Source organism: Oscillibacter ruminantium GH1 (genome assembly GCF_000307265.1).
GTDB lineage: Bacteria > Bacillota > Clostridia > Oscillospirales > Oscillospiraceae > Oscillibacter > Oscillibacter ruminantium.
The window spans coordinates 524,231-548,896 of the sequence record NZ_DF158897.1 but is presented as its reverse complement, the minus strand read 5'-3'; the positions used below and the strand labels follow the sequence as shown (position 1 = coordinate 548,896).

20 protein-coding genes are annotated in these 24,666 nt (G+C 58.7%); 4 read left to right on the top strand and 16 right to left on the bottom strand.

Annotated features, from left to right (window positions below):
- Window positions 1-10: 10 nt before the first annotated feature.
- Window positions 11-1,486, bottom strand: coding sequence for an S-layer homology domain-containing protein (locus ON16_RS07100; RefSeq protein WP_040660672.1), 1,476 nt, complete (start codon window positions 1,484-1,486; stop codon window positions 11-13).
- 35 nt (window positions 1,487-1,521) lie between these two features.
- Window positions 1,522-2,532, bottom strand: coding sequence for an LCP family protein (locus ON16_RS07095; protein WP_040660670.1), 1,011 nt, complete (start codon window positions 2,530-2,532; stop codon window positions 1,522-1,524).
- Between the two features lie 311 nt (window positions 2,533-2,843).
- Here ON16_RS07095 and ON16_RS07090 point away from each other — a divergent pair, with 311 nt between their 5' ends.
- The 4 genes from ON16_RS07090 (at window position 2,844) to ON16_RS14985 (ending at window position 7,756) form a co-directional block, all read left to right on the top strand.
- Entirely contained in the window at window positions 2,844-3,953 is a 1,110-nt protein-coding gene (locus tag ON16_RS07090) for a polysaccharide deacetylase family protein (protein ID WP_040660668.1), read from the top strand.
- A gap of 131 nt (window positions 3,954-4,084) precedes the next feature.
- Window positions 4,085-4,795, top strand: a complete 711-nt coding sequence (locus tag ON16_RS07085) for a response regulator transcription factor (RefSeq protein WP_040660667.1) — start codon at window positions 4,085-4,087, stop codon at window positions 4,793-4,795.
- A complete protein-coding gene (locus tag ON16_RS07080) occupies window positions 4,792-6,228 on the top strand; it encodes a HAMP domain-containing sensor histidine kinase (protein ID WP_040660665.1) in 1,437 nt (478 codons plus the stop codon). The genes ON16_RS07085 and ON16_RS07080 overlap by 4 nt, the downstream gene beginning before the upstream one ends.
- A gap of 13 nt (window positions 6,229-6,241) precedes the next feature.
- Window positions 6,242-7,756, top strand: a complete 1,515-nt coding sequence (locus ON16_RS14985) for a S1C family serine protease (RefSeq protein WP_051131594.1) — start codon at window positions 6,242-6,244, stop codon at window positions 7,754-7,756.
- A 111-nt stretch (window positions 7,757-7,867) separates the two neighbouring features.
- On the opposite strand, the gene lepA is transcribed toward ON16_RS14985, so the two are convergent.
- From lepA to mutS, 14 genes are all read right to left on the bottom strand, one after another.
- Window positions 7,868-9,679, bottom strand: coding sequence for a translation elongation factor 4 (lepA, locus tag ON16_RS07070; protein ID WP_040660662.1), 1,812 nt, complete (start codon window positions 9,677-9,679; stop codon window positions 7,868-7,870).
- A 49-nt stretch (window positions 9,680-9,728) separates the two neighbouring features.
- On the bottom strand, window positions 9,729-10,769 hold the full coding sequence (locus ON16_RS07065) for a hypothetical protein (RefSeq protein ID WP_040660660.1): 1,041 nt from the start codon (window positions 10,767-10,769) through the stop codon (window positions 9,729-9,731).
- Window positions 10,770-10,780: 11 nt separating this feature from the next.
- The gene (locus ON16_RS07060; protein ID WP_040660658.1) at window positions 10,781-12,223 is read right to left on the bottom strand and encodes an MBOAT family O-acyltransferase; all 1,443 of its coding nucleotides are present in this window, start codon (window positions 12,221-12,223) and stop codon (window positions 10,781-10,783) included.
- A gap of 4 nt (window positions 12,224-12,227) precedes the next feature.
- Window positions 12,228-12,905 (bottom strand): helix-turn-helix domain-containing protein, encoded by a 678-nt coding sequence (locus ON16_RS07055; protein ID WP_040660656.1) that lies wholly within the window; start codon window positions 12,903-12,905, stop codon window positions 12,228-12,230.
- A 277-nt stretch (window positions 12,906-13,182) separates the two neighbouring features.
- Window positions 13,183-14,067, bottom strand: a complete 885-nt coding sequence (locus tag ON16_RS07050) for an HAD family hydrolase (RefSeq protein WP_040661033.1) — start codon at window positions 14,065-14,067, stop codon at window positions 13,183-13,185.
- Window positions 14,068-14,235: 168 nt separating this feature from the next.
- Window positions 14,236-15,018: a DivIVA domain-containing protein gene (locus ON16_RS07045; protein ID WP_040660654.1), complete on the bottom strand. Its 783-nt coding sequence runs from the start codon at window positions 15,016-15,018 to the stop codon at window positions 14,236-14,238.
- A 71-nt stretch (window positions 15,019-15,089) separates the two neighbouring features.
- A complete protein-coding gene (locus ON16_RS07040; RefSeq protein WP_040660652.1) occupies window positions 15,090-15,530 on the bottom strand; it encodes a cell division protein SepF in 441 nt (146 codons plus the stop codon).
- Window positions 15,527-16,243, bottom strand: coding sequence for a YggS family pyridoxal phosphate-dependent enzyme (locus tag ON16_RS07035; RefSeq protein WP_040660651.1), 717 nt, complete (start codon window positions 16,241-16,243; stop codon window positions 15,527-15,529). The genes ON16_RS07040 and ON16_RS07035 overlap by 4 nt, the downstream gene beginning before the upstream one ends.
- 20 nt (window positions 16,244-16,263) lie before the next feature.
- Window positions 16,264-17,568, bottom strand: coding sequence for a biotin/lipoyl attachment domain-containing protein (locus ON16_RS07030; RefSeq protein ID WP_040660649.1), 1,305 nt, complete (start codon window positions 17,566-17,568; stop codon window positions 16,264-16,266).
- A 71-nt stretch (window positions 17,569-17,639) separates the two neighbouring features.
- The gene (hfq, locus tag ON16_RS07025) at window positions 17,640-17,864 is read right to left on the bottom strand and encodes an RNA chaperone Hfq (protein WP_040660647.1); all 225 of its coding nucleotides are present in this window, start codon (window positions 17,862-17,864) and stop codon (window positions 17,640-17,642) included.
- A gap of 100 nt (window positions 17,865-17,964) precedes the next feature.
- Entirely contained in the window at window positions 17,965-18,906 is a 942-nt protein-coding gene (gene miaA, locus ON16_RS07020; RefSeq protein WP_040660646.1) for a tRNA (adenosine(37)-N6)-dimethylallyltransferase MiaA, read from the bottom strand.
- A 34-nt stretch (window positions 18,907-18,940) separates the two neighbouring features.
- Window positions 18,941-21,025, bottom strand: a complete 2,085-nt coding sequence (mutL, locus tag ON16_RS07015; RefSeq protein ID WP_040660644.1) for a DNA mismatch repair endonuclease MutL — start codon at window positions 21,023-21,025, stop codon at window positions 18,941-18,943.
- A gap of 243 nt (window positions 21,026-21,268) precedes the next feature.
- The gene (locus tag ON16_RS07010; RefSeq protein WP_040660642.1) at window positions 21,269-21,979 is read right to left on the bottom strand and encodes a CPBP family intramembrane glutamic endopeptidase; all 711 of its coding nucleotides are present in this window, start codon (window positions 21,977-21,979) and stop codon (window positions 21,269-21,271) included.
- A 60-nt stretch (window positions 21,980-22,039) separates the two neighbouring features.
- Window positions 22,040-24,643 carry a DNA mismatch repair protein MutS gene (mutS, locus tag ON16_RS07005; RefSeq protein ID WP_040660640.1) on the bottom strand — a complete coding sequence of 868 codons (2,604 nt, stop codon included), beginning with the start codon at window positions 24,641-24,643 and terminating at the stop codon, window positions 22,040-22,042.
- Window positions 24,644-24,666: the final 23 nt, after the last annotated feature.

Below are 24,666 nucleotides of genomic sequence, written 5' to 3'. Positions count from 1 at the left end.
GTCTTGTCTTTTACCAGCTGTGGTGCTTCCAAGACTGATCCGCCGTCATGGCAAAGTAGCTGTAATCCACGCCGTTCGAGGCGTCTCCCCATGTGGTATCAATGTGATAGGACTTGCCGTCCAAGGTCGCCACCGTCCAGATGTGGTCGCTGTTGGACAGGGCGTAGCACTCGATCCCCTCCAGCTTCAGCAGGAGGTTATAGGCCCCGGAATACCCGTCGCACACGGCCCGGCCGTTGCGGAACAGCGCGTAGGCAATGTGGGAAATGGAGTCGTCCTTCGCGCCGGTGTCATAAACGCAGTTGTCGCAGATCCACTTGTAGTAGGCGCGGGCCTTCTCCATCTGCGTCATATTGGCGGTGATGGTTCCCTCGCTCCACAGCTTGTCATGAACGGCGATGGCGGTGCTGAGCGTATAGTCCCGATAGGAAGGCAGGTTCGCCCCCGTCGCCACGGCGGAAAAGGTAAGCGTCACCTTGCCGATGCTGCTTTGATAGGTGCACTCCACAGAGTTGTACATCTGCTCGCAATAGGTCTTGACGGCGTTTAAAGCCGTATTCATCACATTATCCACGTATTGGGAGGTAACGGCTCCACCGTAATCCAGCTCCAGTACGTTGCTCTCTCTGGAAAGCATGTAGGCGATGTCCGCCGCGATCTGCCCCTTTGTGGTGGGAGCGGCGGAATAGGTGGTGTCCCCCGTAATGAGATCGGCCCACGAAGTACCCGCCGCGCTGTAATTCTCGGAAGCGGCAGGCCCGGTAGTCACGGTCCACGCCGGTGTCAGTCGCAGGGCGGAATCGACCATCCGGGTCAGCATGGCCGCAGCCGCGCCGCGGGTGATTCTATCGTTGGGGGCGAAGGTTCCTCTGGCGTCGGACCCCACGGAAAGGCCCGCCTTGTAGAGCGTCAGGATATCATCGTAATAGTCCGTATACTCCGTCACATCGGTAATGTACTGCCGGGAGGCATACGCCGTGGTCACCAGAGAATCGTTCACCAGCGGCAGCGCGGAGGCCGGCAGTGTCGCCGCCAGCACATGGGCCACCTGCGCACGGGTGGCGGGAGCGGTATACAGGCCGTCCATCTCCGTCCCCAGCACCCCGGCGGTTTGCAGATAGGCGAGATACGGCTCATAGGCCGCCTGCCCTTCCTTCCGAAATCCGGCAGCGCCGGACTCTGCGTCCCCCGTGGCATACAGGCTGTGGATGCGCCCGGAGAAAATCACGATCTGCCCTACGGTCACGCTGTCTTTCAGACCAAAGGTTCCGTCGCTTTTGCCCACGGACAGGCCGTATTCATACAAGGCCGCCGCGTTATCGTAAAACGTCGTTCCGGGAGCCACGTCGGAAAACTCTCCGGCATAGGTCTTGCTCCGCGTAAAATTCTGGGTGGAATTCTGAGCGGCCGCCGCCGGCACGCACAGAGCCGCCGCCAGAGCAATTGTCAAAATCAGTCCGGACAGGCGTTTTTTCAGGTTCAGCATAAGTCCTCCTTTTTGCAGGCGCGCTGAAACGCGCTTCAGGTGAGGATCCCCAAGTCTTCCAGAACTCGGTTCTCCACGTAGGGGTTCAGGTGCTCGTTGACGATATTCAGCACCTCGTCAGCGTTCAGATAGATATAGGGGGATTTCCATTCACCGGGCAGGGTGGAAAAATCAATGTTGTCCGCACCGACGGTAAATGCCTCCTGCCCCAGCCACGCAAGTTCCCCCACTTCCAGATCGGTCTTTACATACATTTGAAAAATCTTGGAAAACTCAGAAACCTTGGCCAAATTGGCGGGCCGAAGCGTCTGCTTGGCCACAGCCTTCAAAAAGTCCTGCTGGGTCTTCATCCGGCCGATATCCTCGCTGCCATAGCCCGTGCCGTCGTTATTGTGGCGGAAACGAACCACCTTCAGGGCCTGCGCCCCGGACAGGTGCTGCATTCCGGCGCTGAAGTGAATGGACAGGTTCTGGATCGGGTCGTCATAATTCATGTCGATGGGCACGTAAAAATCCACGCCGCCAATGGCGTCCACCAAGGCGGAAAACGCTTTCAGGCTGACCTCCACGGTGTAGTCCACCGGGATGCCCAGCTGCTGGGAAAGCGTGGCGGCCACCTGATCCATGCCGCCGATGTTATATGCGGCGTTGAACTTGTGGTTCTTGCCATTAACCTTGATCTTGGTGTCCCGGGGGATGTTGACCCCGTAGATCTGTCCGGCCCCGGCATCCACCGCCACCAGAATGTTGGTGTCGCTGCCGCCGTTTCCGTCGTCCACGCCGGAAATCAGGACCGTGTAAAAATCGGCTTTGCGGGCTGAATGCGCGGCTTTCGCGGCCAGCGCAAGCTGGTCGGCGTCCTGCTCCTCGGGAGGAACTTCGGACACTGCCGCCGAAACGGCCGCAGGCCCGCTCCCCTGCTGGGGCGGATGAACAAGGGCTTTATAGGCGCAGGTCAAAGCCAGAGCCACGGATAAAACCGCGGTGAGCATAATAAGACAGCGCTGGCCCGCAGTAATGCGGCGGCGACGGTGTTTTTTTGACATGGATGCAGTGAACTCCTTATCAGAACTTTCCGCCCAGCCAAATGGACGGGGGAAAGCACAGAATTCTCCCGGCCACGCGGGATTCTCAGCTATCTGAAAGCTGTCGTAACATTATACCGCCTTGCACTGCAAAGCGCAAGATTGGATTTTCCCCATCTTCCGCCCCGCAGAGCGCCCCCTGTCGGTGGTTCGCGCCACTGCGGCCCGCGACGCAGGAACGCTTTACAAATTGGCTTGAAACGTGATAAAATGGGAGAGAATACATAGGTCCGTACGCTTGCCGCAGCCCGGCAGAAAGGAGAAGTGGCCCCGTGAAAAAGCGCCTTGCCGCCATGGCACTCGCCTTGGCGATGCTTTTTTCCCTATCCCCCGCCGCTGTGGCGGAAGACTCGGTCTACTTCACAGCCGTGGACGAGCGGGTTTTAGACCTGAACGACTCCACCATGCCGTTCTGGTTCGGCGGATACCTATACGTTGCCGCCACGGTGTTTCGGGAATCCGGCGTGGGATACTCCTACAACATTGTCAGCCAGACTCTGGTGCTGTACGATTCCAGCCGTTCTCTGGTGTTTGACATTGCCACCGGCGCCGGCACCGACGGACAGGGCAATCTTTACGATCATGTGTGCGTCACCCGCGGCGGCGTGACCTTTGTGGCGGCCTCCCCCGTGGCCTCTTTCTTCGGCCGGACTTACAGCAACACCCGCGTGAATCACGGCTATCTGATTCGCGTGAAAAGCAGCAGTGCCGTCCTGCCGGACAGCATGTTCACCGAGACGGCCACCTATCAGCTGGATACCAAGTATCAGCAGTATCAGAAGAAAAACTCTGCCGAGCAAACGCCGGATCGGGATCCTGAGGAATCCGGCGATCCAGAACTGCCGGATGATCCGACTTCCGGAAAATCCATTTACCTCTGCTTTTTGGCGGAGGATACGGCCACAGTGGACGGCTGGCTGGATACACTGGAAAATTACGGCGGGCGGGCCGCGTTTTATTTCACGGAGGAAGCGCTCTCCCGCTGCGGCGATCAGCTGCGGCGGCTGGCGGTGTCCGGCAGCGCCATCGGCTTGGCGCTCACCGCTGGGAACGAACCCGCAGCCGAGCAGCTTGACCGCATGAACCGGACCGTTTTTGCCGCCGCCGGCGTGAAGACCCGCTTGGTCTACGGCGCAGCGGCCGACGCCACCTCCCTTCAATCGGCGGGATACTGCCCCCTAAGCGCCAAAATCGACCGCTCCAAATATGGGCTGACCGCCTCCAGCGGCGCTTCTTCACTTTTGAAGCAGATCGGGAACCGCCGCGGCGCGGTATCCGTGTGGCTGGGGAGCAACGTGGCCCCCGGGGCGCTGCGAACCTTTCTCTCCTCCGCCGAGGAGGGCGAGGACCGGCTGCTTGCCATGACGGAAATTGCCAGTTAAGCACGCATTTTACAGAAAATTCAACACCCATTTGATAAGACGTATATAATAGGATAAAAGAAACGAAAATTTTTTGCTTACAACGAGTGATTTAATTAATTTCACATTTTGAAAAGTACGGAGGCAGGACTATGGCGCGAAATATACTGGTGGTCGAAGACGATCACAACATCTCCGACCTGATCCACATGTATCTTGTAAAAGAGGGCTTTGACGTCCGCATTGCTGCCGACGGCGGCAAGGCCGTGGAAGAATTTCAAAAGCAGGCGCCGGACCTGATCCTTCTGGACATTATGCTGCCGGTGATGGACGGCTGGTCCGTATGCGCTAAAATTCGGGAAACCAGCAAGGTCCCCATCATCATGCTCACCGCCAAGAGCGAGGTGTTTGACCGCATTCAGGGTCTTGAGATGGGCGCGGACGATTACATCGTCAAGCCTTTTGAGATGAAGGAACTGCTGGCCCGCATCAACGCGGTGCTGCGCCGGACGGAGATTCCCAACGACACATCGAAAAAGCTGACCTTTGACAAGCTGGTCATCAACCTGGATTCCTATGAACTGATCGTGGACGGCACGAAAATTGATACGCCGCCCAAGGAGCTGGAGCTTTTATACCATCTCGCGGCCACACCCAATCGGGTGTACACCCGCAATCAGCTGCTGGACGAGGTCTGGGGCTTTGATTACTTTGGCGACAGCCGCACGGTGGACGTACACATCAAGCGCCTGCGGGAAAAAGTGGAAAACGTATCCGATCAGTGGGCTTTGAAGACAGTCTGGGGCGTTGGATACAAGTTTGAAATGATGGGCGCGGCGGCAAAGCAGCCGGATAAAGCATGAAGCGATTGGGTGCGCGATTTCGCGGTCTTTACTGGCGGCAGATGTTCGTGACCATGGGCACCGTTCTGCTGACGCTGGCATTGCTGGGCGCGTCCTATTGCGCGCTGGGCTATAATTTTCTTCGTCAGGAGCGAACCAGCGACATGGCCACTCGGGCCGCCGTGGTGGCCCGTCTCTCCGCCGGGTATCTGCGCAACGGCGGCTTTACCAGCGAGGCAGAGCTGTCCACCCTGACCGGTTTTGCCGCGTCGGTATCCGATCTGAATTTTCTGATCTGCGATTCGCAGGGCCGCACCCTGCTCTCCACCGACAGCGGACTGGACGGCCTGTCCGTCACGATTCCCCAGAACCTGATGAACGAGACAATGGTAAAGGGCTCCGGCTCAAGCCGCACCAATCTGAACGGCGTGTATCCCGAAAAGCGCCTGCTCGTGGGCGTTCCGGTGGTGGATTCCAGCGGAGCGCAGGTGGGGGCGGTGTTCGCCGTATCCGTGGTTCACTCCTCTTTGGACGAAATGTGGCAGGGGTTCATCGGTCTCTTTATTATGACGGCCTGCGTGGTTTTGATGGTGGCGTTTATGGCCTCCTCCGTCACCGCCATGCGTCAGGTTCGGCCCATTCGGGAAATGGTGGCCGCCACCCGGCGATACGCCGACGGGGACTTTGACATTCGCATGAAAGACACAGACCGCAACGACGAGATTGGCGAGCTGGCCGGCTCGTTTAACACTATGGCGGAGAGCCTGCAGCAGACGGAGCGCAAGCGCCGGGAGTTTATCGCCAACATCTCCCATGAGCTGAAAACCCCCATGACCACCATCGCCGGATATACCGACGGCATTTTGGACGGAACGATCCCCTATGAGAGCGAAAAGCAGTATTTGCAGATCATTGCCGGAGAGAGCCGCCGCCTGAGCCGTTTGGTTCGGCGGATGCTGGACGTGAGCCAGCTGCAGGCCATGGACCCGCTGAAAAACGGGTGCCACTTCGACGTGTGCGAAAGCATGCGCCGGGTGCTGATCTCCATGGAAAAGAAGATCACGGACCGGGGATTGGACGTGGACGCGGACATCCCCGACGAGCCGATTCTGGTACTGGGCGACAACGACATGATCACGCAGGTGATCTATAATCTGTTGGAAAACGCCGCAAAATTTGCAACCCCCGGCTCCGTTTTGTACCTTGGCGTCGCACGGCGGGACGGCAAGGCCCGCATTACCGTCCGCAATCTGGGAGACACCATTCCCCCCGGGGAACTGCCGCTCTTGTTTGAGCGGTTCCACAAAAGCGACAAGTCCCGCAGCGAGGACAAGACCGGCGTGGGACTGGGCCTGTATATCGTAAAAACCATTTTGGAACAGCATCGAGAAAAAATTGATGTGACCAGCGAGGACGGCGTTACTACGTTTTCGTTCTCCCTGACCGCGGAATAACGAGGCATCGCACATGAATGACCATATTTTTGACCCCAGCACTCCCTTAGGCGCACCGCTTTCGCCCAATCCGGCGGAACCTGCGTTTACCCAGCCACCTGCGTCGCCCGCTTTAGAGGTGGGAGGTCAGGCCGCGCCCGCTTCCCCGCAGACCGGCGGCGCGGCAGGCAACTTCCCTTCTGATACACCGGACGTCGATTCGTCAAGCGCTTTCCTGTCAGACCCCCGCGAAGTGGTGGAATACTATCCGCCGCTTCCAAAGCCGCAGGAAGTCGTGGAAACCTATGTCCAGCCCCGGCGGATGCCGGGCCGGGCAGAGCTTCCCCCAGCGGTGAAAAAAGCCGCGTTGTCCGCGCGTTCAACCGGCCCTGCCGCTCCGGCGGCGAAACAGACCCGCAGTCGAAAGGGGCTGTTGATCTTTCTCATCTGTCTCGCCGTGGTAACGGCGCTGGCGATGTGCGCATTCTGTCTGGACGGCGGCCTTGCCCAGTTTGCACCACCCAGCGATGAATTGGACGAATATTCGCAGAACGAAGACTGGGATCAGGAAGAAGTCTCCATTGCCTCCTATCCCTTTGGCGAGGGAGCCACGCTGGAGCTGGACACCGGACATGGCCGCGAACTGACCATTCAGGAAGTTTACCGTCTGGTCAATCCGGCCGTGGTGACCGTTATGGCCCAGCTGGATTACGGCGCGTCGGTGGGAACCGGCGTCATTTTCCGCCAAGATGGGTATGTCCTCACCAACTACCATGTGGTGGCCGGCAGCGATGACTGCAACGTCACGCTGGCGTCCGGTAAAACCTATGAGGCAAAATACGTGGGCGGTGACAGCGGGAACGACGTGGCGGTTTTAAAGCTGAACGCCACCGGCCTGCCTGCGGCGGTGATGGGCGACTCCGACAGCCTGACCGTTGGCGACACGGTATATGCCATCGGCAACCCCTTGGGCGTTGAGCTGCGGGGAACGCTGACAGACGGCATCGTCTCCGCCATCAACCGGGACGTGGAGGTTCAAGGCCGCACCATGACTCTTATCCAGACCAACGCAGCGCTGAACGAGGGCAACTCCGGCGGCCCGCTCATCAATGTGTATGGTCAGGTGGTGGGTGTCAACACCATTAAGATGATGTCCTTTACCTCCAACGTGGAGGGGCTGGGCTTTGCGCTCCCCATGCGGTCGGTTCAGAAAATGGTGAACGACATTCTCGCATACGGCGAGGTTCTTCCGGAGCCTCGGCTGGGCGTCACGGTATACGACCTGCCCAAGGAGCTGCCGGACGGCTCTCGGGGTGTGGAGGTGCAGGACGTCAGCGCCGGCTCCGCCGCCGACATTGCCGGTGTGAAAGCTGGAGACGTAATTGTCTCCGCCGCCGGACAAAGCGTTTCCGAGCGGCACTCGCTTTTAAGCGTCCGCCGACAGTTCCGCATTGGCGACGACCTTCCCATGACCATCTGGCGGGACGGCGAGTATCTGGACGTGGTTCTCCATCTGGACGAGGCGTTTGAGGAGGATGCCGCCGGATAATATCAAGTCGGCCTCATTAAAAAATTTCTCCCGACACAATGAAACAGGCGGCAGGCACTTTTCGTGCCTGCCGCCTGTTTTTTACGTTGAGGATGGATAATTCCAAGCCGCTCATTCGTCCTCGTCCAGCTTGAGAACCGCCAAAAATGCCTCGGTGGGCACCTGTACCGTGCCGAGGGAGCGCATTTTCTTCTTGCCCTCCTTCTGCTTTTCCAGCAGCTTCTTTTTCCGGGTAATATCGCCGCCATAGCACTTGGCCAAAACGTCCTTGCGCATGGCTTTTACCGTCTCCCGGGCGATGACCCGGCCGCCCACGGCGGCCTGAATGGGGATTTCAAAAAGCTGGCGGGGAATGTTATCCTTCAGCTTTTCACACAGCCGTCTGGCCCGGGGATAGGCCTTGTCCTTGTGGGCGATGAAACTCAGCGCATCCACGCCGTCGCCGTTCAGCTTCAAATCCACCTTTACCAGCTCGCTGGGCCGATAGTCCGAAAGCTCATAGTCCAGCGAGGCATAGCCTCTGGTGTTGGCCTTCAAAGTATCAAAAAAGTCGTAGATAATCTCGTTGAGAGGCATTTGATAGTGCAGCTCCACCAAGTTTGTATCTAAATACTGCATATCTTTAAACTCGCCCCGGCGGTTCTGGCACATAGGCATGATGTTGCCCACATACTCATTGGGGCTGATGATGGAAACCTTGACAAACGGCTCCTCCGCAATCTCAATGGATGCGGGGTCGGGATAGTTGTGGGGGTTGTCCACAGTCACCACCGTGCCGTCGGTCTTGGTAACGTGGTAGATCACAGAGGGCAGGGTGGTCACAAGGTCCAAGTCAAATTCCCGCTCCAGCCGCTCCTGAATGACCTCCATATGGAGCATTCCCAAAAAGCCGCAGCGAAAACCAAAGCCCAGCGCCGCGGAGGATTCCGGCTCAAAGGAGAGGGACGCATCGTTCAGCTGGAGCTTTTCCAGCGCATCCCGCAGGTCCGGGTATTTGGACCCGTCCTCGGTGTAAATGCCGCAGTACACCATGGCCTGCGCCGGACGATAGCCGGGCAGCGGCTCGGCGGCGGGCTTTTCCGCCCCGGTGACGGTGTCGCCCACCCGGGTATCCTGCACATTTTTCATGCTGGCGGTAAAATAACCGACCTCTCCCGCCTCCAGCTCCTGACACGGCTCCAGTCCCAGCGGCAGCAGATGGCCGCACTCCACCACGGTGTATACCGCGCCGGAGGCCATCATTTTCACCTGCATCCCCGGACGGATCATCCCGTCCATCAGCCGCATGTAAACCACCACGCCGCGATAGGCGTCGTACTGGCTGTCAAAAATCAGCGCTTTAAGCGGCGCGTTCCGGTCACCCTTGGGGGCCGGAATATTTTTCACCACATCTTCCAGAACCGCGGCGATATTGATGCCCATTTTTGCCGAAATCTCCGGCGCGTCCATGGCGGGCAGGCCGATGATGTCCTCCACCTCGTGCTTTGCCTTTTGGGGATCTGCGGCGGGCAGGTCGATCTTATTGATGACCGGCAGAATTTCAAGGTCGTGCTCCATGGCGAGATAGGTGTTGGCCAGCGTCTGAGCCTCCACGCCCTGCGTGGCATCCACCACCAGCACCGCCCCTTCGCAGGCGGCAAGGGAACGGGAAACCTCGTAGTTAAAGTCCACATGGCCCGGCGTATCAATGAGGTTCAATTCGTAAACCTCGCCGTTTTGCGCCTTGTAGTTCAGCTTCACTGCCCGGGCCTTGATGGTGATGCCGCGCTCCCGCTCCAAGTCCATGTTGTCCAGCAGCTGGCTGGACATTTCTCTTGCGGAGACGGCCTCGCACTTTTCAAGCAGGCGGTCCGCCAGCGTGGACTTGCCGTGGTCAATATGGGCGATGATGGAAAAGTTTCTGATATGAGATTGATCGGTCATATAGAAAAGACCTCCTTGGAAAATTCAAAAGAAGCAGGCTGACAGGTTGTTATGCGAAGATTTTTTCGTAGTCGTAGTGTACCACAAACTCATGAAGCGCGTCCAGTCTTTGCCGGTAATTCTCCTCGGTCAGGCAATTCTCTTTGCCGGGCATGGCCTGCGCCATGGCATAGGTCACCCGTCCGGCTACATGGATGTGATCCGCGTAGTTGTCGAGGTTGGTAATGGTATCCGTATCGGTCAAAAAGCACTGCAATTCCACATTGTCATAGGGCAGCAGCGTCTCCGCCGTACGGCGCAGGAGAGCAAACATGGCCTCTGTCTCCCCCAGCCGCTGCATCTTGTCCCAATAGAGAATGCTGTATGGCGAGAGGTAAAAGACAAACTGCGTATCCGGGTGGTCTTCCACCCAGCTCTGCACCACCGCCAGATTTTCGCCGCAGGCATCCAGAAACATGTCCTCCGGCTGGGGCCGCTCCGCTACCTCGGGCCGCTCATAACCCGCAAGGGCCAGCTCTTTGCTGAAATACAGCGTCCCGTCCCACACGAAAGCGTCCTGCAAGGGCTGTGTCTCGCCCCGGGCTTTTTTTATAACCGTATAGCCGGAGCGGATCAGCACATCCTTGCTGAAAAGATACCGTCCATCGTTCCACGGATTGTCATCATAAAGATACTCCGGCAACTGATCCGGCGCATCCGCCGGGTCGCGGGCCAGAATGTTGGGGTCCAAACCGAATATCACCCGCTTCACATTCTGCTTTTGAAAGGCATAGTCCAGCGCCTGTGTGAATTCGTGGAATCCGCCGTTTGGAATCGTCACCTTTACGGTGGAGGTGTTGTAAAACACATCGAACCAAAAGGGGCGGTAGTTGGCCGCCAAGGACGTTCCCATCAGCACGGTTTCATACTGCTGGCTGCGCAGCAGCCCCGCATTCTGATACCGCTCGTCAAACCAGACCTCTGCCTCCGGGTCGGGGGCGCGATAGTGAAAAAAGGGGTCGATCACCCGAACCGTCAGCCCGCACAGGGACAAAATCCCCAGAAAGCCAGCCAACAGTCCCACGGCCCAGCGTTTTTTAGAGTTGTTCAAAGCCGCCCTCCTCAGAAATTCGCATAGATGAACGTGGCAACCCCGGAAAACGACAGCGTTGCCCAGACCAGCAGGATGCAGCACAGCGCGCACCGCGCCGCCGTGGGCCGGAAGGCATCCATCCGCCGGATGGTATTGCCCGGCTTTAAAGCAGCAATCAGCGCGATAAGGAACACCGCCGCCAGCAGCAAAACACCCGTCTTTCCCCCAAGGCCCAGCACGTTCAGTGCCTCTGCCTCGGAGGGGAGCAGTCCCTCCGTTAAAAAGGCGGGAAGACCCCACCCGCCGGAAAGCGCTGCCCTCAGCACTGACCCCGCCGCGCTGAGGGACGGCGCACGGAAAAACACCCACGCTAAATTTACAAACAAAAAGGTTCCTGCCCAGCGAATCGCTTTGGGAAGGCGCTCCCTCCCCGGCCCCCAAGCCCGCTCCAGCACCTGTGCCAGCCCATGCAGTCCGCCCCAGACCAGAAAGGTCCACCCGGCCCCGTGCCAGAACCCGCTGATGAGAAACACAATCAGGATATTTCGATAGGTCTTCGCCGTCCCCAGCCGGCTTCCCCCCAGCGGAAAGTATACGCACTCCCGCAAAAAAGCCGTCAGCGTCATGTGCCACCGTTTCCAGAACTCCCCAACGCTCAGAGCGCGATAGGGCGAGTCAAAGTTCACCGGCAAACGGATACCCAGCAGACGGGCGGCTCCGGTGGCAATATCGCAGTAACCGGAGAAATCAAAGTACAATTGCAGGGTATAGCCCAGAATCACCAGCCACGCCGCTGGGGCGGTGAGCTGGTCAAGATGTTGATAGCCATTGTTCACCACCGCGCCCAGCGCGTCCGCCAGCAATACCTTTTTTGCCATGCCAAAGGCAATGGCATACAGCCCCGCCGCCCGGTCGTCCCAGTCGGGACGCAGGTATTTTTCACCCCGGGTCTGAGGAAAAAACGCACCGGGGCGCAAAATGGGGCCAGAGGAAACCGTGGGGAAAAACAGGCAGAACAGAGTAAACGTGTCCGCATCCAGCTTTTCAAGCTCCGCCGGAGGCAGCTGTCCCGTTCGGACCTCCTTCAAAAACCAGAGCTGTTGGAAGGTGAAAAAGCTCAGGCCCAGCGGCGCCCACCCCAGCGACACGGCGCCACCGGTGAAAAAGCCCAAATACTTAAAGCCCAGCAGCACCGCAATATGCCACACCGCCGCCAGCAGCAGCACCGTGCGTCGCCGGTTCTCTGCCTTGCCGGAGCGCCAATACCGCGCGGCGCCGAAGGTAACCGCCCCGCCGATCAGCAAAATGTTGAACCCCAGCAGGACGCGGTCCCCCAGTCCCCACAGGTAAAATCCCGCGGAAACCAGCATCGCCAGCGCGGTTCCCGCCCGGCGGTCTTTTTTCGCCGCCAGCGGGCACAGCACTGCCGTCAGCGCAAGAAGCACCAGAAATGCCAGCGATTGAAATCCCATTCGATCACTCTTTCACAAGGCCGGCGGCCTTGGCGTCCGCGCTGTGAAGCACCTGCGTGATGCACTGGCCGCTGCCGGGATAGTTTTTGCTCAGGCTTTCTCCGGTGAGCTCCGGGAATACCGCTTCCCGTTCCCGCAGCGCTTCCAGCGTCCGGACATACCGGGCCTCCGCCAGTTTCATCTCGGCTGCGGGAAGGCCCATGGCCACCAGCTCCGCCGGAGCGGAGAACATGGCCTCGTTACCGCCCGCGGCGCGGTGCAGCCGCCGGAACAGAATGTAAATTGCCCCATTCAGCATTTGAGCCGCCTCATTCACGGCGGCCTTGTCATTCAGTTTGCCCAAAAGATCGAACAAAACGCTCACCGCGCCGGAAATCAGCTTGGATTGCAGCGTTGCCAACACACTGCCCCGCAGGATGTTGCCCTGATCGGCCATATTCAGGATATCGTCGTCGGTCAGCGCGCCCCCCTCCCGGGACAGCGTCCGGCCCAAAAGAAAGTCCGCCGACACATGATAGTATTCACAGGCCCGGACTACAAACGCCAGCCCCGGCTCCCGAATCCCGTTTTCATAGTGGCTCAACAGTGCTTGGGAAATGCCCAAATCTCCCGCCGCCGTTCGCTGAGAGACACCCCGCTCTTGCCGTAGAAGGGACAGGGTTCTTGGAAATTCCGTCTTCATGGTTTCTCTCTCCTTTATGTTGGTACATACATCCTCATGGCGATTAACAGCCGCCGTTTTCCACGGCGGCATGGCACACCGTGACCAAGCCATTAAAAAACAGTTTGATCACGGAAGTATTACACGCCGTATAGTTTATCAGAAACTATACGGCGTGTAAAGCAAATTTGTAAAATTCATCTGTTTCGGCGCAAGATTTAAAGGATTTACAGCCACGAAAGCGCGGCACAGCGAAAAAAACCACCGCTTGGCCACGTCGGCAATTGCGAAACATCCCTTAAAACAAACAGGCCTGCTCCGGAATCTCGCTGCGGCCGATGGCACGCAGCTGCTGTGCGTTCTCTTCCGTCAGCCGGTCGGTGATGGCCATGCGGCGGAGAATATTTTTCACCGTCTCGTCCAGCGCCGTTCCCCGGGAGTAGTCCGCCGGGAAAATGAAGTCCACCCGGCCTTTGGCCAGCAGATCCTCCACCCCGGTGCGGTTGGATTCCTGATAGACCGCGATGGCCTGCCCACCATAGGAACGCATCATTTTCATACAGGGAACATCGGAAAGGCCGTCGCCCATGTAGATCATGTTGGTAAACGGCACCCGTTTGCTGTCGTCGGGCATGGATGCGTTCAAATCCCGGTCGTTGGACACGTCCAGCACACCCTTGTTGATGCGGTAGACGAACTGGGTCTTGGCGGTGAAATTCACCGCCAGCTTTGGCCAGACGGGCTTGCCATCCTCGTCGTAGTAAAACTCGCTGGCGTAAATTTCTTTGAATTCCCCGCTGATGGCGCTGCCCTCGATAATCTCCCGCAGGCCGGAGGAAATCACATAGTGCTCCACCTGAATGCCCTGCTCCTCGCCGTAGGCATTCACCCGGGCAAACCAATCCTCCACACCGGGAAACAGCACAATGCCTCTGCCCTTTTCCACCAGATCGGCCCGGGTGAAGGGCAGATTTTTTCGTTCCGCCTCCCGGAGCATGGTGTACATATAGGCCAGAATCCCGTCAATGTGGTTTTCGCAGCCAAAGTTGTTGGCCACAGCCCAGAATTCCGCTGGGGTCATGCCAAGACTGGGAATAAAGGCATAATCCTGCATATCGGTGGTGCAAAGAGTCTTGTCGAAATCATATAAGAACGCCACAATGGGCCGGTTGCTCTGACTCACAAAAACATCTCCCTTCCGCAGCTGCAACGTATAAAAAGGCGGTCCGGTTGGACCGCCCTGATGCGAAAATCAAATAAGTGCCTGTTGTGCTTTTTTGAAGCGGCCCGGCTCGTCCGCTCGTATCCGCCGACAGGCCGGTATGTATCCTCGTTTATAGCCCGACTGGGTTTATTCGGTCTGATTGTAGTTCCGGCCAAATTTCAGCTCGTCCAGTTCAATTTTCCGGGTCGGCTCATCCACCACGGGGACAAAGGGATTCCCCTCGGGATAGGGGAACGCATCTCCCTGCTCCTCTTCCGCTGGCTTGGGGGACGGCTCCTCCTGCCGGGGAGCGCTCACCGGTTCCGATGCAGCCGCCGCGGGCTGAGTCACCGGATTTTGCGCGGGGACGCTCTGGGGTGCAAACACCTCTGTCGCGGGAGATTCCTGACGGTAGGTATCCAGAATCTTCGCCTCGATCTCCTTGGCGGGGACGCTTTGCTCCACCGCCGGGGTTGCCACCGGGGCCTGAGGAAGCTGATCCAAAAACAGAATTTCCTGCTGGCAGACAGCGCGCACTTTTTCCGCGAAGGACGCCATCTCCTGCTGACCCGCGCGCAGACGCTCCTGCGCCTCTTCCGCCTCTTTGCGCAACGCGCCGATTTTCTCCTGCGCCTGCGTCTGGGCCTCTCTGAGCAGCTGGTCCCGCTTGGCCTCTGCCTCCCGGACAATGGAATCTGCCATCTTCTGGGCGGTCAGAAGCGTGGCCCTCATAGAGTCCTCGGTGGCACGATAATCCTCTACCTTTTCCACCAGAACCTTCATCTTTGCCTTCAGCGCCGCGTTTTCCTTATAGAGCGCGGTATAGTCATCCGTCAGCTCATCCAAAAATTCGTCCACCATGGCCATGTTATAGCCACCCATGACGGCTTTTGTGAATGCGTGACCGGAAACCTCCTGCGGTGTCAGCAATGCAAATACCCCCTTAGCGTCCTCAGCGGACGCCGGTCTTAAAATTTTCTCTCAGTGCTATGCAAACAGCCTTAGAAGTAAAGGCCGTTGTTCTCCAGTTCATCAATCAGGTCGCCCTCGATATCCACATGATAGGGCGTGATGATATACGTATTGGCCGCCACCTTTTTGATCTTGCCCTCTCCGGCATAAGCCACGCCGGACAGGAAATCAATCAGCCGCCGGGCCACATCCTTGTTGGTGGATTCCAGATTCAGCACCACGGTACGCTTGTCCTTCAAATGATCCGCAATTTCAGAGGCATTTTCAAACCGCTCGGGCTTCACCAGAACGACCTTCAGCTGGGTGGTAGCATGGATATTCACCACCTTGTTATGGCGGTCCTCCGTCCGGGAGAATCTCCGGTCGTCAAACATACTGTCTTTCCGGGCAGGCTCCTCGAAATCGTCGTATTCCTCGTCCTCATCTTCGTACGGGTGGGTCCATTTCTTCAGTTCATCCAAAAGGCTCATACAGTTCCCTCCTGTTTTGCGGCGGGGTACGCCCGGTGACCAAAAATAGCCGTTCCCACGCGGACCATAGTGGCGCCGGCGCGAACCGCGTCCGCATAGTCGCCGCTCATCCCCATCGACAATATATCGAATGTATTATCATACAGTTTTTGGTTTATGTCAACATAAAGCCGGTACACTTTTTGAAAATTTGCAAGATTTTGCCCCACTTCTGTCTCGATTGGGGGAACTGTCATCAATCCCCGGAGACGGACATGCGCCATTCCCTTCGCCCGCAGGGCGGCGGCAAACACCGCCGCAGGTTCATAGCCGCTCTTGGCTTCCTCTCCGCCCACGTTTACTTCCAGCAGAATGTCCTGCACGATTCCCAGTTTTTCCGCCTGCTTTTCAATCTCGTCCAGCAGCGGGTCGGACCCAACCGACTGGATCAGCGCCACCTTTCCCACCACCTGCTTGACCTTGTTGCGCTGCAAATGGCCGATGAAATAGAGCGGTGCGCCGTCATAGGCGTTCTCCGCCAGCTTCTCGGTCATTTCCTGAACCCGGTTCTCCCCCAGCGCGTCGATCCCCGCGGCGATGGCCTCCCGGCAGGCGGCGGCATCGTTCATCTTGCTGGCTCCCACCAGCGTGATGCTCGACGGGTCCCGTCCGGCGGCTTTTGCCGCCTCCGCGATCTTTTCCCGCACAGCCTCAATATTCTCCTTGATCGACATGACAATGACTTCCTTTCTCTTTATCCCGTATAGCTGACAACTGCGCCGTCTTCCAATCCTCCGGCAGACAAAATCACCTGATCTCCGGGACGCAGGGCGGTGGCATCTACCCCCTCGCCGCGCACCAGCGCGTATTCGTTGTCGTCGGACCAAACCACCTTTACCGGCTTGAACCGCGCCTCCACGCCTACGACGCAGTAAACCCCCGTGACGCCGTTTTCGTTCACCCGGATGGCCTGCTGCGGCACTCGAATTCCGGAGACAGAGGACAGCACCACATCGGCAGATTGCTGGCGCAGCAGGGTCAGCTGGGCCAGATAAGTCCGTCCCCGAAAGATTACGGTCACTCGGCCGTTTTCCTCCGCGCTGATGGACTGGACGGTAACGTTCAGGTCCCGATCCACCCCCTTGGCAAAACGAAGCGTCTCCGTAGACCCTTCGTCAATTTCTTTTGCGTCGGCGGCGGAAAGGGTGGCCGCATAATACCAGGTATCCCCCAGCACCAGCTTTCCAAGATCGCTGGACACGCCCGAGGGCTTCAGGTTGCTAAGTACAGAGGGCGTTAGAGTTTCCAGCATTTGCGGTGTGAGAACGGTTTCATAGCCGTCCACCACAGCGGAATACAGCCCCGCCTTTGGCGCGGTAACCTTTCGGGAAGATCCGGCGGACTGAGCCTTCAGCGCAGAGAGTTTGCTTTGGATATCCGCCGTCTGCGCCTTCAGCTCCTCCGCATCCGTGTATGTATAGTCCCGGCGCAGCACCAGCGCCTCCAACTCCTTCACGCTGTCGGACGCGGTGTCCAGCCTGTCCGAGGTCACCGCCCGGCGCATGGAAACCAGTCTTTCCGCAATCTGGCTGTCCAGCTGGAGCGCCGCCTCACTGGCGGAGGCAGCTTCCGACGCATAGTTCAGCTGATCCAACTGGGTTTGGAGCTTGTCAATTTCCATCTGGCGGTCCAAGGACGCCTGATCGGAATAAATCTGCGCCACTCTGCCCCCTGCGCTGACCCGCTCGCCCTCTGACCGGGTCAATCGCAGCAGCCCGCCGCCGGAATCCTCCAGAACCAGCTCGTCCCGCACCAAAAAGCCAGTGACGGAGACGGTGTCCTCCACCTGATAGGAATAGGCCACGGCGGAAATCAACGGGTCGGCATAGGCGTTGTAAATCTGGACGCCGAAGTAGGTCAGCACCGCAAGACAAATCAGCGCCGTCAGCACCTTCGTTCCCGGCGATCCGTTTTTCTTCTTGGGGTCTTCAAGGGTGCGGTCGCCCTCCGGCGGTATTTTCTGGGCTGATTCAATTTTTGGCGCGTCGTTTTTCTTCATAGGAACCTTCTCTGTCTGCGGCTCGCCGCGCCGCGGAGCGGCGCATCTCTCCACCCCGCGGCGGCTTGCCCTTATTCTTCCGTCAGATCCACCGGCCGCACGGGCGCAATGGTGGAGATCGCGTGCTTGTAAATGATTTGCTGCTTTCCTTCAGAGTCCAAAACCACCACAAAGGAGTCAAACCCCGTGATAGTCCCCCGCATCTGAAAGCCATTCATCAAAAATAATGTGGCGGGGACCCGATCCCTCCGGGCCTTGGTGAGGAAAATGTCCTGCAAATTAGCCTTGCTCTGCATAAGTATCCGCTCCTTTTCTTTTTTGAGGCGGCGCCGCGCTCAGGCGGCCTTTGCGCGGAGTTGCCTCGGGCGAACACGAATCTCTCTGTCCGCTTTGGACTTAGGATAAGCCTTCCGCAGAGAGAATTTCAGTCGAAATTTGCATGGCTCGGACAAAATCCCGGTTTTTTTCCCAATCAATCCAATGGATGCTCTCATCCCGCCGCAGCCAAGTCAATTGCCGCTTGGCATACTGCCGGGAGCGGAGCTTCACCTCGTCGATGGCTTCGGCCTCGGTTTTCTCCCCCTCCAGCACCCCGGCAAACTCCTTGTAGCCAATGGCTTGCAGAGCCGTTGCGCCGCGGGGAAGCCCCCTGTCCAACAGTGCGCGGACCTCGTCTAAAAGGCCGTTTTCCACCATAGCGTCCACCCGGCGGTCGATGAGGGCCTTCATGTCCTCCCGGTCGGCGAAGCGCAGGCCAATCTTCACCGACGGAAATTTGGGCGGCAGGGCCCGCTCCGCCGCGTCGTGGGCAGAAATGGTCTGTCCCGTCTCCCGAAAAACCTCCAACGCCCGGAGAATCCGCTTTTCATCGGAGGGGTGCAGTTTTTCGGCGGAGACTGGGTCCACACGGCGCAGTTCTTCCAGCAAAGGGCCAATGCCGTCCTCCGCCAGCCGGGTTTCCAGATGGGTGCGCACGGCGCTCCCCGCCCTGCCGGGGGCAAAGCGGTGTCCCCGCAAAAGCGCATCCAGCCAAAGTCCGGTGCCGCCCACCAGAATGGGACGTTTTCCCCGGGCGAAAATATCCTCCACCACCGGGGTGGCCGCCTCCGCGTATCGGGCGGCGGACCAGCTCTCCTCTGGGTCTGCCACCGCCAGCATATGGTGGGGAATCCCCTCCATTTCATCCGGCGTGGCGGCGGCGGTGCCGATGGTCATGCCCCGGTATATCTGCATGGAATCGCAGGAAACCACTTCCCCGTTGTATTTTTGGGCCAGCAGAACGCCCAGCTTTGTTTTGCCGCAGGCCGTTGGGCCAACGACGCAGATCACCTTTTTCACCCGGACTTCCGCCTCCTTCTCTCAGCCGGGGCCTTTACGCCCGTTTGAACATCTTTTCCAACTCGTATTTACTCAGCTTCGCCTTCACGGGCCGTCCGTGGGGGCAGTATTGAATTTCGCCGCTTTGCACCTTGTCCACCAGCACCCGCAGCTCGCTTTCGTCGCTGTCCCAGCCCGCCTTGATGGCGGCCTTGCAGGCGATGGTGTGGAGCAAGTTCTGCCGCTTTTCCGTGGGGCTGCGGCCCGTGCGCAGGTTTTCCGCCAGCTCCTCCAGCGTGGCGGTAACATCCTCCGCGTCTAAATCCGCCGGGACCTCCCGCACCAGCACCGCACCGTCTCCAAAGTCCTCACAGGCAAAGCCCAGAGATTCTAAAAGCTCCAGATTTTCCAACAGCAGGGCGCAGTCCTCCCGGGAAAGCTCCGCCGCCGCAGGGCGCAGCAGCGTCTGGCGCATGGGCGGCTCTGTCGCCGCCATCAAACGCTCAAAATTCACCCGTTCGTGGGCAGCGTGCTTATCTATGAGCCACACGTTCTGCTCCTCGTCCTCGCAGACGATATAGGTTTTTAAAACCTCTCCCGCAATGCGCCATGGGGCGGCGCGGCCCGTCTTGGTTACCCGTTCCTCCGGCAGGACCAAAGCGGCCTGCTCCATAGGAATGGCCGGTACAAAGGGCGCACTCTCCGGGGACGCGGACCCGCTTTGAGAGGTAAACTGCGTTTCCACCGGGACTGCCTTTCCGCTTTCGGGTGGAGTGGAATTTTTTGCCGGGTGCTCCGCGTCCGCAGAGCGTAAGGGTCCCACTGTCAGGGTCGCTTCCGCCAAATCCGGCGCGTCCTTCGGCGCAGGAACCTGCACTGTATGGGACGGCGCATAGGCAAACGGCTGCTTCGCGCTGTCCGCCACCCGGACGGAGGCGGCGCGCTCCGTGTTCCATCCGGCGGGAGCGGATGCTTTTTCCTCCGAATTCCACGCCGGTGCGGCAGACGGCGCGGCCTTCCAATTCAACGAGGACTTTGCGCCGCCAGTCTCCGCCCGCTGGCGAAAGGTCTTGACATCCATGGTCTGATAGAAATCCTGTCGGGGGTTCGCCACCGTCTCCGGCTTCGGGGTCTCCGTTCCGGACAGACCGTCGGCGGCCAGACTGTCCAGCACGGTGTGGTACACCGCGTCAAACACCTCCCTCTCCCGAGAGAATTTCACCGTGGTCTTGGCGGGGTGAACGTTCACGTCCACCGCCGTCACCGGCAGGTCCAGTTTAAGAACACAGCCGGGAAATTTACCCTTCATCAGCTGGTTGCGATATCCCTCCTCCAGCGCGGCGGTCAACAGCTGGGATTTGATGAACCGCCCGTTGACAAAGAAAACCTGCATTCCCCGGGAACCCCGGCCGCACAGCGGCTTTGTCACAAAGCCGGAGACGCTTACCTCGCCGCCCCGGCCCTCCACCGGCGTCAGCGTCCGGGCAAAGTCCCGGCCCAGCGCGGCGTAAATCGCGGAGTCCAGCTTTCCGTCGCCGGGGGTGTGGAGCGCTTCGGTCCCGTCCTTGATGAATTTAAAGGAGATTTCGGGATGGCTCAGGGCCAAATGCTGCATCAGGCCGTTTACCGCCGCCGTCTCCGCGCTGTCTTTCTTCATGAACTTCAGCCGGGCGGGGGTATTGAAAAACAGATCCCGGACGCAGATGGTGGTCCCCTCCGGTACGCCTGCCGCCTCGACCTCTTCCGCAACGCCGCCCTCCAGACGAAGGGATGCCCCGGTCTTTCCCAAACGGCAGCTGGAAACAGCCACCCGGCTGACGGCGGAAATGGCGGCCAGCGCCTCGCCGCGAAAACCCAGTGTTCCGATTTTTCCCAAATCCTCGGCGCAGCGCAGTTTGCTGGTGGCATGGCGCAAAAAGGCGGTGGGCAGTTCCTCAGGAGCAATGCCGCAGCCGTCGTCCGTCACCCGGATGAGGCGCATTCCGCCGTTTTGAATCTCCACCGCCACGGCAGACGCTCCCGCGTCCACGGCGTTTTCCACCAGCTCCTTGACCACGCTGGCAGGGCGCTCCACCACCTCGCCGGCGGCGATCAGGTCGGCCACATGGGAATCCAATTGTTGAATGTGGGGTATGGTCATGTCGATAACCTTTCTAAGCACCCGGAGTCACAGGCAAAGGCCATGGTCCGCACCTGTAAATACCGGTTCCAAATTCCTACTAAGAAAATACCGCACAGAGATTGCGTGTAGATTGCGCAGTCAGATTGTATCGGAATTCTGCCGCCATACTGACGTATGGCAAAAAGTTTCTGTGCAATGTCGCGGAAACTATGCAAGTAAGCTGTGCGCAAAACGGCTAGGCGTTCTTTGTGCGGTGTTGCCTTAAAAATGCAGTGCCAGTACGCTCAACGCATTGGCTGCCGCGTGAAGCCCAACGGAGGTCCATAGGGTGCCGGAGTGATCGTATGCCCAAGCCAGCACCATTCCCGGCACCAAATACTGCACCATCAGCCAAAAATAGGCCACGTCGTGACTTCCCCACGCATATTGCCACACATGGAGAAACGCAAACAGCAGGCAGCTGACCAGATACGCCACCGTCCGGCTGTGGCTGCGCAGTCCACCGAAGACCAACCCCCGAAACAGCACCTCTTCCACAAACGGAGCCAGCAAAATCACAATGACCAGCGTGGAACGGGGGGCGGTGTCGATCTGGGCGTTGATGGTCATGTCATTCAGGTTCGTCTGCGTTCCGATCAGCATGTGGGTCAGGCGATACACCAGCTCATTCAGCCCATACAGCGCGATCAGCCCCGCCCCCAGCGTTTTTACGGCTGTTCCGAGATTATCCATCAGGTTTCGGGAGGTGCGGGCCAGCAAGCCATGAAAAATAATAACGGTGAGCGCAAAAATCACATAGTAATAAATGGTGTTTTGCAACCCCTTGCCGATGTTCACATCCAGCAAAATGCTGATAAGCCGGAACAGCGGCTCCGTGGCAAAGGGGAGAACCAGCAGGTATACCACGAAAAAAATTGTGCCTCCCACCAATTCGCCGGAGGATAGGTATGCGTTCGATTGCCGTTTGGCCATAGGCCGTTTCCTCTCAATTCTCTCTAATTCTCTCTCATTCCATGGGACGAAGCATTCTCTTTACTTGAGCTTTTGCTTCAGCTCGTAGAGAAGGCCCATGGCCTCGATGGGGGTCAGGGTATCCGGCTGGCAGCGGCGCAGCGCGTCCAGCACCTCGCCCTCCTGAACCGCGTCCAAAGACACCTGTTCCTTTTCCCGCCGGGGCTGGACATACTGAACGCCGTTCTCGCTTTCCAGCTGTTCCAGAACGGTTCTGGCCCGGGCCACCACCTTGTCCGGCAGCCCCGCCAGCTTCGCCACCTCAATGCCGTAGCTTCGGTCGGCCCCGCCGGGGACGATCTTACGCAGGAAGATAATATCCTCTCCCCGGGTCTTCACGGCGATGTTGTAATTCACCGTTCCGGGCAGCGTATCCTCCAGCTCGGTCAGCTCGTGGTAATGAGTGGCGAACAGGGTCTTGGCCCCCAGTTTTTTGGGGTCCGCGCAATGTTCCACCACCGCCCGGGCAATGCTCATCCCGTCAAAGGTGGAGGTTCCCCGTCCGATCTCATCCAGAATCAGCAGGCTTTTTTTTGTGGCGTGGCGGAGAATGTCCGCCACCTCGGTCATCTCCACCATAAAGGTGGACTGGCCCGCCGCCAAATCGTCGCTGGCGCCGATGCGGGTAAAAATCCGGTCCACCACGCCGATGTGGGCGGCGGCGGCGGGAACAAAGGAACCGATCTGGGCCAGCAGCACGATCAGGGCCACCTGACGCATATAGGTAGACTTACCCGCCATGTTGGGGCCGGTGATAATCGCTACCCGCTGTTCCTTTTCCCCCATAAACGTGTCGTTGGGGACAAACAGGCTGTCTTTCAGCACCCGCTCCACCACCGGATGCCGCCCGGCGGTGATCTCGATGACGCTGGACTCGTCCACGTCGGGGCGGCAGTACCCGTCCCGCACGGCTACATTTGCCAAGGACCCCAGCGCGTCAATCTCCGCCACGGCTGCGGCGGTTCGCTGGATACGGGGCGCCTGCGCCACGATTTTCTCCCGCAGAGCGGTGAACAGCTGGTATTCCAGCGCCACGGCCCGCTCGGAAGCGGTCAAAATCTCGTGTTCCAAATCCTTTAGTTCCTGAGTGATATACCGCTCGCCATTCACCGTGGTCTGCTTGCGGACATAATGATCCGGCACTTTGTCGGTCATGGACTTGCTGACCTCGATATAGTACCCAAAGACCTTGTTGAATCCCACCTTTAAGGTGCGGATACCGGTCTTCTCCTTTTCCTGCGCCTCGATATTTGCAATCAGGCCCTTGCCCCCGTCCATGACGGAGCGGAGACGGTCCACCTCGGCGTCATATCCCGCCTTGATGAAGCCCCCCTCCCGGACGGAAAACGGCGGCTCGTCGCAGATAGCGGAGGAGATCAACTCCCCCACATCCTGCAAAAGGTCCAGCTGGTCCGTCAGCTCTTTGAGCCGCCGGTCGGAAAAGGCGGAGAGCTGAGATGCGATGTCCGGCAGCTTTTCAATGGCGGACCGCAGCGCCGCCAAGTCCCGCCCTCCGGCAGTCCCGTAGGTAATTCGTCCAATCAGCCGCTCTAAATCACCCAAACCGCTCATGGCGGCGGCCAGTTCCTCCCGCCGGATGGTGTCGCCCACCAGAGCCGCCACGGCGGAATTCCGCTTGTTGATGGCAATGACAGATAGCAGGGGCCGCTCCAGCCAGCTTTTCAGACACCGCCCACCCATGGAGGTCTTGGTCTTGTCCAGCACCCACAGAAGGCTCCCCCGCCGCTCTTGATTGCGCAGGGTTTCCGTCAGCTCCAAATTCCGCCGAGCCGTCAGGTCCAGCTCCATGAACCGCCCCTGTTCATAGTAATCCAAGTGGTTAATGTGGCTCAGGTCCGTTTTCTGCGTCTCGTAGAGGTACTTTAAAAGTCCGCCCAGCGCCATGCCCGCCGCCGGGTTTCCGGCGGGGAGACTCTCCCACCCCGCGTCCCCGAATTGAGCGCGGATATTCTGTTCCGCCTCGCGGGGGAAAAAGCGGCCCTCGCCGCCGTTTTCCATGCGGCAGTGAAATTTCTCCTTCAAAACCTCCGTCAGCCGTTCCTCGACGGCGGCCCCGTCGTTCACCACCGCCTCGGCGGGAGAGAACCGGCCCAGCTCGTTGACGACATGCTCCAGCCGGTCCTTGCCGGAAAAAGAGGTAACGTGCGTCTCGCCGGTGGACATGTCGCAAAAAGCCACGCCCGCGTTTTGGGAGTCCAGATAAATTCCGCACAGGAAATTGCCGGATTTTTCGTCCAGACACGCCGAATCAATCACCGTTCCCGGCGTTACCACCCGGATGATACCCCGCTCCACAAGGCCTTTCGCCGTGGCGGGGTCCTCCATCTGCTCGCAGATGGCCACCTTATAGCCCTTGGCGATGAGCCGGGCGATGTACGCGTCGCTGGAATGGTACGGAATGCCGCACATGGGCACCCGCTCCTCCGGGGCCTTGTTGGGGTCCTTGTCCCGGCTGGTGAGTGTCAGGTCCAGTTCCCGGGACGCTGTCCGCGCATCGCTGTCGAACATCTCATAAAAGTCCCCCAGCCGGAAAAACAGGATAGAATCCGGATTTTCCTCTTTGATTTTCAGATATTGTTTCATCATGGGGGTCAATTCCGCCATGAGCCACACCTCATTGTCTTTCT

Coding starts and splice junctions, on each gene's coding strand:
- ON16_RS07100 (WP_040660672.1), bottom strand. CDS start 1,486: ATGCTGAACCTGAAAAAACGCCTGTCCGGACTGATTTTGACAATTGCT.
- ON16_RS07095 (WP_040660670.1), bottom strand. CDS start 2,532: ATGTCAAAAAAACACCGTCGCCGCCGCATTACTGCGGGCCAGCGCTGT.
- ON16_RS07085 (WP_040660667.1), top strand. CDS start 4,085: ATGGCGCGAAATATACTGGTGGTCGAAGACGATCACAACATCTCCGAC.
- ON16_RS07080 (WP_040660665.1), top strand. CDS start 4,792: ATGAAGCGATTGGGTGCGCGATTTCGCGGTCTTTACTGGCGGCAGATG.
- ON16_RS14985 (WP_051131594.1), top strand. CDS start 6,242: ATGAATGACCATATTTTTGACCCCAGCACTCCCTTAGGCGCACCGCTT.
- lepA (WP_040660662.1), bottom strand. CDS start 9,679: ATGACCGATCAATCTCATATCAGAAACTTTTCCATCATCGCCCATATT.
- ON16_RS07060 (WP_040660658.1), bottom strand. CDS start 12,223: ATGGGATTTCAATCGCTGGCATTTCTGGTGCTTCTTGCGCTGACGGCA.
- ON16_RS07055 (WP_040660656.1), bottom strand. CDS start 12,905: ATGAAGACGGAATTTCCAAGAACCCTGTCCCTTCTACGGCAAGAGCGG.
- ON16_RS07040 (WP_040660652.1), bottom strand. CDS start 15,530: ATGAGCCTTTTGGATGAACTGAAGAAATGGACCCACCCGTACGAAGAT.
- ON16_RS07035 (WP_040660651.1), bottom strand. CDS start 16,243: ATGTCGATCAAGGAGAATATTGAGGCTGTGCGGGAAAAGATCGCGGAG.
- ON16_RS07030 (WP_040660649.1), bottom strand. CDS start 17,568: ATGAAGAAAAACGACGCGCCAAAAATTGAATCAGCCCAGAAAATACCG.
- hfq (WP_040660647.1), bottom strand. CDS start 17,864: ATGCAGAGCAAGGCTAATTTGCAGGACATTTTCCTCACCAAGGCCCGG.
- mutL (WP_040660644.1), bottom strand. CDS start 21,025: ATGACCATACCCCACATTCAACAATTGGATTCCCATGTGGCCGACCTG.
- ON16_RS07010 (WP_040660642.1), bottom strand. CDS start 21,979: ATGGCCAAACGGCAATCGAACGCATACCTATCCTCCGGCGAATTGGTG.
- mutS (WP_040660640.1), bottom strand. CDS start 24,643: ATGGCGGAATTGACCCCCATGATGAAACAATATCTGAAAATCAAAGAG.